General features: G+C 60.9%; 13 protein-coding genes. 6 read left to right on the top strand and 7 right to left on the bottom strand.

Going from position 1 to position 11,882, the window contains the following annotated elements; all coding sequences use genetic code 11:
- Window positions 1–310: 310 nt before the first annotated feature.
- The gene (gene speG, locus G3N96_RS25240; RefSeq protein ID WP_206138873.1) at window positions 311–868 is read right to left on the bottom strand and encodes a spermidine N1-acetyltransferase; all 558 of its coding nucleotides are present in this window, start codon (window positions 866–868) and stop codon (window positions 311–313) included.
- A gap of 441 nt (window positions 869–1,309) precedes the next feature.
- Between speG and G3N96_RS25245 the strand changes: the two genes are divergently transcribed.
- The 3 genes from G3N96_RS25245 to G3N96_RS39745 all read left to right on the top strand — a co-directional run bounded on the left by G3N96_RS25245 (window position 1,310) and on the right by G3N96_RS39745 (window position 3,298).
- Window positions 1,310–1,558 (top strand): DUF2795 domain-containing protein, encoded by a 249-nt coding sequence (locus tag G3N96_RS25245; RefSeq protein ID WP_046544145.1) that lies wholly within the window; start codon window positions 1,310–1,312, stop codon window positions 1,556–1,558.
- A 109-nt stretch (window positions 1,559–1,667) separates the two neighbouring features.
- A complete protein-coding gene (locus tag G3N96_RS25250) occupies window positions 1,668–3,026 on the top strand; it encodes a sensor domain-containing diguanylate cyclase (RefSeq protein WP_206138874.1) in 1,359 nt (452 codons plus the stop codon).
- Window positions 3,027–3,175: 149 nt separating this feature from the next.
- Window positions 3,176–3,298 (top strand): hypothetical protein, encoded by a 123-nt coding sequence (locus G3N96_RS39745; RefSeq protein ID WP_256976788.1) that lies wholly within the window; start codon window positions 3,176–3,178, stop codon window positions 3,296–3,298.
- A gap of 235 nt (window positions 3,299–3,533) precedes the next feature.
- On the opposite strand, the gene G3N96_RS25255 is transcribed toward G3N96_RS39745, so the two are convergent.
- Window positions 3,534–4,043 (bottom strand): hypothetical protein, encoded by a 510-nt coding sequence (locus tag G3N96_RS25255; RefSeq protein ID WP_206138875.1) that lies wholly within the window; start codon window positions 4,041–4,043, stop codon window positions 3,534–3,536.
- Window positions 4,044–4,515: 472 nt separating this feature from the next.
- On the opposite strand from G3N96_RS25255, the gene G3N96_RS25260 reads away from it, so the two are divergent.
- Window positions 4,516–5,733: a DUF6402 family protein gene (locus G3N96_RS25260; protein ID WP_206138876.1), complete on the top strand. Its 1,218-nt coding sequence runs from the start codon at window positions 4,516–4,518 to the stop codon at window positions 5,731–5,733.
- A 495-nt stretch (window positions 5,734–6,228) separates the two neighbouring features.
- On the opposite strand, the gene mnmE is transcribed toward G3N96_RS25260, so the two are convergent.
- Window positions 6,229–7,623 carry a tRNA uridine-5-carboxymethylaminomethyl(34) synthesis GTPase MnmE gene (mnmE, locus tag G3N96_RS25265; RefSeq protein WP_206138877.1) on the bottom strand — a complete coding sequence of 465 codons (1,395 nt, stop codon included), beginning with the start codon at window positions 7,621–7,623 and terminating at the stop codon, window positions 6,229–6,231.
- 345 nt (window positions 7,624–7,968) lie between these two features.
- Between mnmE and G3N96_RS25270 the strand changes: the two genes are divergently transcribed.
- Window positions 7,969–8,400 (top strand): transcriptional regulator, encoded by a 432-nt coding sequence (locus G3N96_RS25270; protein WP_089426622.1) that lies wholly within the window; start codon window positions 7,969–7,971, stop codon window positions 8,398–8,400.
- A 110-nt stretch (window positions 8,401–8,510) separates the two neighbouring features.
- Here the strand turns inward: G3N96_RS25270 and yidC are convergent, their stop codons facing one another.
- From yidC to rpmH, 4 genes are all read right to left on the bottom strand, one after another.
- Window positions 8,511–10,178 (bottom strand): membrane protein insertase YidC, encoded by a 1,668-nt coding sequence (yidC, locus tag G3N96_RS25275; RefSeq protein ID WP_089473773.1) that lies wholly within the window; start codon window positions 10,176–10,178, stop codon window positions 8,511–8,513.
- Between the two features lie 8 nt (window positions 10,179–10,186).
- Window positions 10,187–10,453, bottom strand: a complete 267-nt coding sequence (yidD, locus tag G3N96_RS25280) for a membrane protein insertion efficiency factor YidD (RefSeq protein WP_006750110.1) — start codon at window positions 10,451–10,453, stop codon at window positions 10,187–10,189.
- A 75-nt stretch (window positions 10,454–10,528) separates the two neighbouring features.
- Window positions 10,529–10,990 (bottom strand): ribonuclease P protein component, encoded by a 462-nt coding sequence (rnpA, locus tag G3N96_RS25285; RefSeq protein ID WP_039364627.1) that lies wholly within the window; start codon window positions 10,988–10,990, stop codon window positions 10,529–10,531.
- Between the two features lie 15 nt (window positions 10,991–11,005).
- Window positions 11,006–11,140 carry a 50S ribosomal protein L34 gene (gene rpmH / locus G3N96_RS25290; RefSeq protein ID WP_004198824.1) on the bottom strand — a complete coding sequence of 45 codons (135 nt, stop codon included), beginning with the start codon at window positions 11,138–11,140 and terminating at the stop codon, window positions 11,006–11,008.
- Window positions 11,141–11,561: 421 nt separating this feature from the next.
- Between rpmH and G3N96_RS25295 the strand changes: the two genes are divergently transcribed.
- Window positions 11,562–11,882: DnaA N-terminal domain-containing protein (locus G3N96_RS25295; RefSeq protein ID WP_277399458.1), on the top strand; the 321-nt coding region annotated here is incomplete at its 3' end.

An 11,882-nucleotide genomic window follows, 5' to 3' on the forward strand; every position in this document is an offset into this window, starting at 1 on the left:
AGACACGACGATGCGCACCACCCGACGAACAGGCCCGCGCCGCCGGGCGGAAAACGTTACTCAGCAAGGCTTTCATCAAAGTTACAATGCGGCGATTGAACGGTTTGGATAATCCATTTCGCTATCCGGAGCATTTTGATGCGCCGCACATAAAGTCATCCGAAACGATTCGACTTTACCGCAACGCGGAATCGCATTTACCTGATACAAGAAAAATGCCAGGTATAAGCGAATCCGTATTTATCCGTACTTCTCCGCATGGTTTCAGCGCCCGCGAAAACCCCGCCGCAAGCGCCTTTCGCCAGCGTGTTTACCCTGCCTTATTCTGGGTAGCTTGCTGGCGTTCGAAATAATCGCGCTGAAAAATGCACATGCGATAAGCGTTGTGATACGCGCCGTTTCCGAAAAATTCTTCCTTCAATTCGGCCTCGTGCTGGAATCCGCATTTCTCGTACACGTGAATCGCCGCCGCATTCGACGTATCGACGATCAGGTACAGCTTGCGCATGTTCAGCACCTTGAACGCGTACTCGATCGCAAGACGCGTCGCCTGCCCCGCATAGCCGCGCCCCTGGCATTGCGGCGCGATGATGATCTGGAACTCGCCGCGGCGATGGATGTAGTCGAGCTCGATCAGCTCGACGAGGCCGACCAGCTCGCCTTGCGCATCGACCGCGACGAAACGGCGCTCGCGCTGGTCGTGCACGTGGCGGTCGTACAGCTGTGACAGTTCCGAGAAAGTTTCGTACGGCTCCTCGAACCAGTAGCGCATGATCTTGGCGTCGTTGTTTAGCTCGTGGACGAAGCGCAGGTCCTGGCGCTCAAGCGGCCGCAATGCGAGCGTGTTGGTATCGTTCTGGAGTTGCATGTTCATGTCCTTTTTGATGCCGGCGCACGTGCGGCAAGGCCGCATCCGGGCCTGTTTCGCACTGTAAGAAATTGAACGCGGGCGAAGTTCAGAGCCTAGAATGGGAGCAAGGGTTCCTGCCACCGCAAGGAGGCTATCGTGTTCGAGCAAGTCATACTCGGAATATTCCTCGTGCTGCCGCTCGTGATCGTCGCGGCGCTGTTTTCCGACGAACTTTGGCAGGAACATCGGCGCCAGCATCCGCGCGACGAAAACGCACCGCACATCGACTGGAAGCATCCGTGGCGCCGCGTGCGACGCGGGCATTGAGTCGATCGCCGTTCATCCGAGAGGCGCGCCCCGGCCGCCCTGGCATGTGAACGCGTGACGCGCCCTGTTAAGCCCCCGAATTTCGCCACGATCCGATTCCCACTTGATCCGCTCACACCGCGAGACGCCGCCGTGAACGACCAGCCCGCCCAACCTCCGCACGATATTCCCAGCGAAACGATCGACCTGCAGATCGCCGACGTGCTGGCGGCCGTCCGCTACCCGGCCAACAAGGATGCGATCGTCGATGCCGCGCGCGACGCCGGCGCCAGCAACGAAGTGCTGTCGATGCTCGACGGCCTGCCCGAACAGGACTACGCGGACGTCAACGCCGTCACCCAGTGGGTCGCCGGCAACTTCGGCCCCGGCCTCGGGGTTTGAGCGCGCACCCATAACGCGATAGGATCAGGCCGCACCGGTCGCGCAGCGGCCGGTTGCCTGTCGCCCGGCGCAAGACCGGGTGTTTCCGCCTACGTGCCCGGGGAACTCCATGGAAGGCATCCTGATCCAGCACACGACACGCCGTCAGCTCTGGTTCGGCGCACTGACGGCGCTCGTCATCGTGCTCGCGCTCGGGATCGCCGCACCGCACGCGAACGTCGAGTTGCCGGCCGTCGAGCCGTTCATGCCGATGTGCGCACTCACCGTGTTCACCACCGCAAGTATCGCGGCGTTCTTTCTCGGCGCGCAGTTCACCGTGACGCGCCAGCCGGTGCTCGGTGCGCTCGGCGGTGCCTACGCGTTCACCGCACTCGCCGTCGCCTTGCAGCTGCTCACCTTTCCCGGCGTGTTCGCGCCGCACGGGCTGTTCGGTGCGCAACCGCAAAGCGCCGCGTGGATGTGGATCTTCTGGCATGCCGGCTTCCCCGGTTTCGTGATGGTCGCGCTGCTCGCACGCGAGCGGCTGGCGCGCGCCCCGATCGGCGCGCAGCAGACACGCTGGTGGACGGTCGTGCTGATCGGCGGGCCGGCGGTCGTCGCCGGGCTGCTGTGCCTGTTTGCGCTGAATGTGTCGCTACCGCCCGCGTTTCATCCGCCGGGCGACGCGGCCGTGCTGCCCGTCAACGCCGTCGCGCTGATCGTGTGGCTGCTCAACGCGCTGGCGCTCGTGGCCGTGCTGGCCACCGGCCGGCTGCGTACGACGCTCGACCTGTGGCTCGCGATCGCGGTGCTCGCGTGCCTCACCGACACGACGCTGAACCTGATGAGCACCCATCGCTTCACGGTCGGCTGGTACCTCGCGCGCGTGTTCAGCATGTTCACGCCCGGTGTGCTCGTGTGCGTGCTCGCATGGGAAGTGACGATGCTGTACCAGCGGCTGTTCGAGGCGCACGCCACATTGATCCGTTCGTCCGCCCGCGACGGCCTGACGGGCGCATTCAACCGCATGCACTTCAACGATCATTTCCACACGCTGTTCCTGCAGGCGCGACGGCAAGGCGAACCGCTGTCGCTGCTGATGGTCGACGTCGACCACTTCAAGGCGTACAACGACGCGTTCGGCCACGTGAAGGGCGACGCATGCCTGATCGCGGTCGCGAATGCGCTGGCCGGCGCGGTGCGGCGGCCAGCGGACATCGTCGCGCGCTACGGCGGCGAGGAGTTCGCGATCGTGCTGCCGAATACGGGCGCGCGCGGTGCGCGGGTGGTCGCCGAGGAAGCGCGCGAAGCGGTGCTGCGGCTCGATCTCGCGATGCCGACCGCACCCGCCGGACGCGTGAGCGTGAGCGTCGGCTGTGCGACCGTGTCGGCCGACGATCTGTCGACACCCGATGCGCTGATCGAAGCCGCCGATGCCGCGTTGTATCGTGCGAAGGATACGGGGCGAAACAGGGTCGTCACCGCCTGATACGTCTGTTGTTTGGCTATTTGTTACGGTCATTGTGACCGGAATAATCCGCCGTTACGGATTGCGGAGCAGGGAAACGATCGCTTACAGCCGCTATTGCGGGCGCTCGCTATGCTGGGTTTCATATTGAACCCACGCAGGTGAACGCGATGAAGAAGACCCTTTTGCTGATTGCCGGCGTCGCCGTGCTGTTGAGCGGCTGTATCGTGGTGCCGGATGGTGGCGGGTATTATGGCGACGGGTATTACCACCATCATCGTCATTGGGATTGATGTGGGCGAGGGTCCGGATGGGGCGATCGGCATGCGAGCCCATGCAGAGCCGATGATCCGGACCGCATTGCCATCGGGCCAACGTGGTCAGCTCGGCATGCCAGCAGCTACATTCATCTAGCACGCTGTCGATGCCATTTGCATCGACCGTCGCCTAATCGGCGGCCCATCCCTTGAGTGCGACCTGTGTGCGACGCATAGGCGCCCAACGTTACCTGCTAAGGAAGCTGCGCCATCATCCGGTCAAGGAAAGTCGGCGGCAAACTGATTTCGCCAAATGTTTCGCCGAACTCCAGCCCTTGGGGTACATCAATGCCTCCTTGGCCCAATGAAGCTCAACGGGTATGCGAGCCCCGTCCCGATACGTGCGCTCGGCGACGAGGCGCTCGCCCTCCCTGTCGTAAAGCCTCAAAACAATCGTATCTTCAAGATAGCAGTATCGTGCCCAATAGCCTCCGTATGGGGAACGCTCGATTTTTTGCGTGCGTGAATCGCAATTCGCACGCAGCTGTACATCTTTCCAGCAGCTCCAGCCAAACCCGAGGACAGTGACGACCACAGCCGAACCGAATGCGCGCCGAACGAAAATCCAGATCTCATTTCCAATAACATTAGCCCAACCCCTTGAGCCAGATAATAAAGCGTTCAGCAACCGCACCATCGAAGCAAGCACGATAACGGGCAATATTATCGTCAGTAGACCCAGCATTAACCACATGCCCGACACATTAATGTTCATATTCATGCGAATCGAAGCCTGATGGGTTCCTGCAACGTTACATAGTGGCAATCTGAACGAATAATGAAATCACCACCCCGATGATGATGCTGCCGCACTTGCGAAATGAGTTACTCCGGACCAAGTAATAGATATTTCCCACGACTCACCTATCATCGACCGCAACGGGATGCTCTACCTTTGGAGTACCCGCTCCGCCGACCACCGTTGACGCCGGCACAATAACAGCTAACGCTCGGCCCGCCACCTTGCCAAGAAAAATGAAAAATCGCAACTCCTTTGAAAATTAGCGTACCTATCGACGGTCTCACGATCCCCATGCGCCCGGACGGCCAAGAAAGCCCCAAGAATATTTAGACCTAACCCCAGTCACGTTAACAACCATTTCGAACTAGTCCGATTGATCTTGCCGGCGTGATCACGCTAGCGTAACAGGCATCGCGCATACCGCCCAACATGATCGGATCCGAAAATAGAAATGCCATCGAACAATGAAAAAATTCCCTATTTCACGATAAATAAAATACTTTGGAAGTGGAAACTCCATGACGGCGCGGATGGATGCAAGATTGTTCCAAACTTCTCGTTATCCATGGATAAACCTGCGCCACCGCTTCCGGTGCAACCAAAATCGATCGCAACTGAACCCAAACACTCCTCTGCCACACCCAAGCGAGACACGCTTGACAAAATGGTTGATGACTTGGAAAGAGCCGGCAAGGCGTTGGCGCGCTTTCAAACTTGGCTAAATGCCTCTCCCGCTCCCAAACCCGCCATCGTGAAACTAAAAAATGGCGATTCCGTACCAGCGTTCGATATTCAAGAGATTCCCGCAGCAATGCGAAAGATATATCTCCCCACATCTGCCAAACTTATGGAGCGATGGTTCTCTGGAAAATTGAATTACTCACGAACCTCTTCGGATGAGTCATCAGAAATTAATCAAGATGGATCACCATATCCACCCGACATGTACGACATGTCCACCGTCAAATTGGATTGGATTCTGCGCTTTCCTCGAGCGAAGCGGCAATTCGACCACCTCATTAATGAAATGATTCGCTCACCAAAATCCAGAACCGAGCTTTATAAACTACTGATCCCACACAAAGACTGCGCAGCGAGACTCTATACCGACGACATATGCGACAACGATATTCGCGATTTGCACCGAAGGTTCCAATTTCAATACTCAAAAGTAGACAGCACATTTGGGCAGAAAATTGAAACTCAACTAGATGCGCAACTTCGCAACAACGGCGTGCCTGACGACCTATCCGGAGCGCTCGGATCCTTCAATATCTATGCAGCGCTCGGAAGTGCGCGTTTCTCGTGGAACGTGGATTCACGCAGAACGACAGCTGAAGTGACCGGAGTATGGGTGTACGTGAAAGACAACTATACATTCACCGACAAATCTGGTGAACGATCCCAATACTTAGGGCATTGGAGTAGCGACGGCGTCATCATTGTTCCATATAGTGCAATCGCCGCATTTTCGAACTCCGAGCACATCCCATATGTCAAATACGCCGTCGCGAGAGGCGATTCATTCATCAAGGGGAATGTCTACTATCCGGTAGAAAATATCGATTTTAGAAAATGGTCTGAGATACACGGCAGAGGTGGCGACTTTATCATCTATTCTGACAAAAAATTCATCCCAATCTCCCCTCCCATAGAAATTTCACTATAATCAAATTCAATAATAAATCATGAAGATTTCTTTGAGATTTACTTACACAGTGCTCACCATGGCACTGATTGGCATCTTTGCCTTTGATCGAACGCCTCGAGGGGAGGAGTGCAGAACGTCAACATCTCCAGATGGGATGTACCTTGCAGACCTGTGCCTATTAGCTTGGGTTCCGGGTGGAGATTCGCGATATGTTGGTCGCGTATATAGCGCACAAACCGGGAGGTTAATGGCCCAGCATACATTCAGCACACCGATTCCCGAAATTTCCTGGAATAGTTATAGCGAGGCCTACGTGTCCTTTTCAAGAGGTGATGGCGGAGACGATTCTGTATATATATCGCTGCCACCATCGTTGGTCGATCGGATGCTAGCGGCCCGCCCACATCTGTAAAGCCACAGTGTCGATCTGACTGGCAGTCATCTCGCGGATGCAGGCACGTTCTATTGCCGGGAGATGGCTGTGCCATTCCCGGCCTGCAATCCTTTTCGCTTCTATTTCCCGATACAAAACCTGCTGAAAATCACCCCCAGCAGGTCATCCGAAGTGAATTCCCCGGTAATCGCATTGAGCTGTTCCTGCGCGAGTCGCAGTTCCTCGGCAAACAGATCGAGCGACTGCGCGCGCTGCTCCGCATGATCCGCCGCCTGCGCCAGATGCTCCTGCGCGGCCCGCAGCGCGATCAGATGCCGCTCGCGCGCAAGATAAACGCCCTCGGCCCCCGCCTGCCACCCTGCAATCCGCAGCAGTTCCGCACGCAGCATGTCGATCCCGTCGCCGTGCTTCGCGGACAGATGCACCTCGGTCAGATCGCCCTCCGCCGCCGGATGCTCCACACACGCCGCCACACCAGTCAGATCCGTCTTGTTCAGCACGCGCACCACCGGCACGCCGCCCGGGAACCGCGCCGCGATCGTCTCGTCATCCGCCGTCATCCCGGTGCGCGAATCCAGCAGATGCAGCACGACATCCGCCTGCTCGATCTCGCTCCACGTGCGCGCGATACCGATCCGCTCGACCTCGTCCTCCGTCTCGCGCAACCCGGCCGTATCGATGATGTGCAGCGGAATCCCTTCGACCTGGATCGTCTGCGCGACCTTGTCGCGCGTCGTGCCCGCGATTGGCGTGACGATCGCCAGCTCCGCGCCGGCCAGCGCATTCAGCAACGACGACTTGCCGACGTTCGGCTGCCCCGCCAGCACGACCGACAGCCCTTCGCGCAGCAGCGCCCCCTGCCGCGCATCACCCAGCACGTGCGCGAGCTGCGCGCGAATCTTCGCGAGCTTGCCGCGCGCGTCGGCCGCCTCCAGGAAATCGATCTCTTCCTCGGGAAAATCGAGCGTCGCCTCGACCAGCATCCGCAGCGTGATCACGTCATCGACGAGCGCATGGATCTGCCGCGAGAACGCACCGTCGAGCGAACGCCCGGCCGAACGCGCGGCGGCTTCAGTGCTCGCCTCGATCAGGTCGGCGACGGCCTCGGCCTGCGCGAGATCGAGCTTGTCGTTCAGGAACGCACGCCGCGTGAATTCGCCCGGCTCCGCGAGCCGCAGCCCCAAACCGCGCCCCGCATCGAGGCAGCGCTGCAGCAGCAGCTGCATCACGATCGGGCCGCCGTGCCCCTGCAGCTCGAGCACGTGCTCGCCGGTGTACGAATGCGGCGCCGGGAAATACAGCGCGATCCCGCGGTCGAGCGGCGCGCCGTGCTCGTCGAGGAACGGCACGTAGCTCGCGTGGCGCGGGGCGAGCTTCTGCCCGCACAACGCGTCGATCAGCGGCAACGCGGCCGCTTCGCCGCCGCGCCCGAACGACACACGGACGACCCCGATGCCACCCCGGCCGGCAGCAGTGGCAATGGCGACGATCGGATCGGAATCGGTAGCGAGCATGGGAATCGGATGAATGGGATGAATCGGGTGATCAGTGAATATGGTGCGCCCGCGCAACACTTCGGGCATCGGAACGCCGGCATTGTAGCGTGCCGGCACACCCGTCACCGGCCGCCGTGCAGGCTTCGGACACGCTCGAATTTATCTCACCGGGGATAAGCCAAGTATCAGCCCGGCACAATGTCACAGCCACCGGTTCGGACGAGTATGCCTGCTGGAGCGGCCCAACACTGTGACCCTCAATTCCGCCACCCACCTCGATCAAGACCGGGATTCATCCGAATGAGATACGTTTAGCTTAAATGGTTGTCTGGGACACGACCGTGGAATTGCACAATCTCCCCCATGCCGACATCCGAAGAAAAAGCCGCGTTCTCGGAACGCCTGAAATTCGCCCTGCGGCGCAGCCCGGAGAAGGTCACCGGTGCGACTGAGCTGGCGAACCGATTCAATCTGCGTCACCGCGGAGCACAGCCCGTTTCGCCGCAAACCGCGCACAAATGGCTGACGGGCCGCACGATCCCGACGTCGGACAAACTCGTCACGCTCGCCGAATGGCTGCGCGTCGAAGTCCACTGGCTGCATTACGGCCCGTCGCCGAGCGTGATCGAACACCCGACGCCGCAACCGCTGCCGCGCGACGAGCGCTATCCGCCGACGCCCGAGACGATCGAACTCGCGTCGAAGATCGAAGCGTTGTCGCCGCATCATCGCTACCTCGTGCAGGAACTCGTCGAGCAGTTCTATGGCGACTCGGGCGAAGCGAAGAAGGGCTGAACCCGCCGCGCTACCGGATCCGCAAAAAGCAAAAAGCCGCATGGGCGAACCATGCGGCTTTTTTTCGTGCATCGCGGGGCGAACGCGCCGCCCCGCGTGTGCAACGGGCGTCAGGCCGGTTTCTTCTTGGCCCCGCCGAGCTTGCGCGTGATGTAGTACTGCTGTGCGATCGACAGCACGTTGTTCACGACGTAGTACAGCACGAGGCCGGCCGGGAAGAAGAAGAACATCACCGAGAACGCGATCGGCATGAACTTCATCATCTTTGCCTGGACCGGATCCGGCGGCGTCGGGTTCAGGCTCGTCTGCACGTACATCGAGACAGCCATCAGCACCGGCAGGATGAAGAACGGATCGCGCTGCGACAGGTCGTGAATCCACAGCACCCACGGCGCACCGCGCATTTCGACCGACGCGAGCAGCACCCAGTACAGCGAGATGAACACCGGGATCTGGATCACGACCGGCAGGCAGCCGCCGAACGGATTGACCTTCTCGGTCTTGTACAGCTCCATCAGCGCGGCGTTCATCTTCTGCGGATCGCTCTTGAAGCGTTCGCGCAGCGCCTGCATGCGCGGCGTGATTTCCTTCATGCGGGCCATCGACTTGTAGCTCGCCGCCGACAGCGGGAAGAACACGGCCTTGATCAGGATCGTCAGCAGCACGATCGACCAGCCCCAGTTGCCGATGTAGCCGTGGATCTTCTCGAGCAGCCAGAACAGCGGCTTCGCGATGATCGTCACCCAGCCGTAGTCCTTTACGAGTTCCAGGCCCGGCGCGATGCCTTCGAGCATGCGCTCTTCTTCCGGACCGGCGAACAGGCGTGCCTGCACGTCGGCCGACTGGCCCGGCGCGATCGCGGCGACCGGCTGCTTCACGCCGACGCGGTACAGCGTCGGATCGATCTTTTCAGCGTAGATGTCGCGCTTCACACCCTGCTGCGGAATCCAGGCCGACGCGAAGTAGTGCTGCACCATCGCAACCCAGCCGTTGTCGGCGGAGGTCACGTAGTCGGCCTTGTTCTTGTCGAGGTCGCTGAAGTTGATCTTCTGGAAGTGCTTCGCGTCCGTGTAGACCGCCGGCCCGAGGAACGTATGCGAGAACATCGGCGTTTCGACGGCCGTGTTGTCGCGCACCAGTTCCATGTAGACCGTCGGCGTGACCGGTGCCGTGCCGACGTTGTCGATCTTGGTGTCGACGCCGATCACGTAGCTGCCGCGCGTGAACGTGTAGGTCTTCACGACCTTCACGCCACCCTTCACCGGCGATTCGAACGACAGCTTCAGTGCGTTCTGGTCACCCGTCAGCGACGTCGAGCCCGGATTCAGCTGCGTGTAGACGTCGTTGTGGTTCGGGAAATCGCCGCCGAGCAGGCCCGAGCGTGCGAGATACGTGTGGCCGGCCGTGTGGTCGAACAGCGTGATGTACAGGTCGGGCTGCTTGCCGTCGCCCTGCTTCTTCAGCGTCAGCTTCGCGAGCGTGCCGCCGCGCGTGTCGATTTCGCCGTCGTACACGTCGGTCGAGAACTTCACGAGCTGCGCCTGGGCGGCCGGTGCCGTCGTCGACGGTGCGGCGCCGGCTGCGGCGGCAGGCACTTCACCTGCGGTCGTCGTCGTCGCGCCCGTGCCCGATGCACCGCCGGCAGCGGCCGCGGGGGCCGTCTGCGTGGCACTCGGGAAGAACATCGACGGGCGTCCATGGTCCCGCTGCCAGTTGTCGTACAGCATGACAGCTGACATGAAGAAGATCACCCATAGGACGGTGCGTTTGATATCCATGCGTTGTCTCAGAGTCGATGGGACCGCGCGTCGGCTTCGCCGCGAGCGCGAGTGTCGGAGTTGGGCGGCGGGACGAGGTCGATGCCGCCCGCGGAAAACGGATGGCATCGGCACACGCGCCTGACGGCGAGATACGTGCCGCGCGCGGCGCCATGATACTGGATTGCCTCGCGCGCGTAATCCGAACAGGAAGGATAAAAACGGCAACGGTTGCCGAGCATCGGGCTCACGGCAACCTTGTAGAAGCGCAGCAAGGCGATCAATACCGTTTCCATACCTTGGGCGGCGCCGTTCGGCGCCGCGTCAAAACCGGCCGGGCAGGCGCGAACGCCGCACCAGGCACGGATGCGTCACTCGGACGCGGGCTTCGACGCACGGCGGGCGATCTCCCGGACTGCCCTGTCGAGCAGTTCGCGAATCTCGGCCGCACACATCGCCGCGAGCGGGGCGGAAGCCGCGCTCGGCAGCGCTTTCTTGTCGAAGCGCGTGTGCTGCCGCAGCAGCAGGTCGTAACCGGCGAATTCGGCCCGGCGCAGGCGAAACTGATCGCGCGCCAGCCGCTTCACGAGGTTACGCGTCACCGCTCGCGGCGCATACTTCTTGCCGACGACGAGCCCCAGACGCGCGGGCTGACCGGTCGGCTTGCCGTAAATCACGAAGTGCGCGGAGCGCCGCCAGGGACGCAAACGAAAAACGGATGAAAATTCATCCGTTTTCAGAAGTCGCGCAGCTTTCGGGAAGGCGGCTTTCGTCTGCGACGGATTCGCACCCGGCTCGACGGCACCTTCCGCAGGACTGCGGACGGCGGACACAGCGCGCAACCTGCCTTAGATGGCGAGGCGCTTGCGGCCCTTCGCGCGGCGAGCGTTGATGACCTTGCGGCCACCTGCCGTCTTCATGCGGACACGGAAGCCATGGGTGCGCTTGCGGCGCGTCACGGACGGTTGGTAAGTACGTTTCATGATGTTCTCACTTGTTCGAGAATGTCGAAATTCAGGGGACCGCGTGCCCTTAACCGGAGGCATTCGGGCGAACGCAATCGCCGGGAATACAGGATTGGTTTTCGCGGAACCCGCTATTTAAACCGTTTTTCCGTTGACGGTCAATACTTTAGGAGTCGCTCGCCTGTGCACGCCCCGAGCGATCCGGCCCCGCGCCCCACACGACCGGCCTGTGGATAACTCGCTCTGTGGCCGCGTTTGGCGGTAGAATCTCGCCTTATCTCCAAGAATCCCGCACGCCGCTTCGGCTCGCGCCTGCCCCTCCCACACTGTGACGCAGGCGTCCGAGGCACGCTCGCACGACCGCTTCGGGCCTTGTTGCGCAACCGCGACAAGGGCGCCGGCGAGCCGCGCTGTGCACGCAAAAAACGACAGTTACTTGATGAACGATTTCTGGCAACACTGTTCCGCACTGCTGGAGCGCGAGCTGACGCCCCAGCAGTACGTGACGTGGATCAAACCCTTGGCCCCGGTGGCCTTCGATGCGTCGGCGAACACGCTGTCCATCGCCGCGCCGAACCGCTTCAAGCTGGACTGGGTCAAGAGCCAGTTTTCGGGGCGGATCAGCGATCTGGCCCGCGAATTCTGGAACACGCCGATTGAAGTCCAGTTCGTCCTCGATCCCAAGGCAGGCATGCGCAGCGCCGCCGCCGGCGCAGCACCGGCCGCCCCGCGCGCACCGCTGGCCCCGACCGGCCCCGCC

It is taken from the genome of Burkholderia sp. Se-20373, from assembly GCF_017104705.1.
Taxonomy (GTDB): domain Bacteria; phylum Pseudomonadota; class Gammaproteobacteria; order Burkholderiales; family Burkholderiaceae; genus Burkholderia.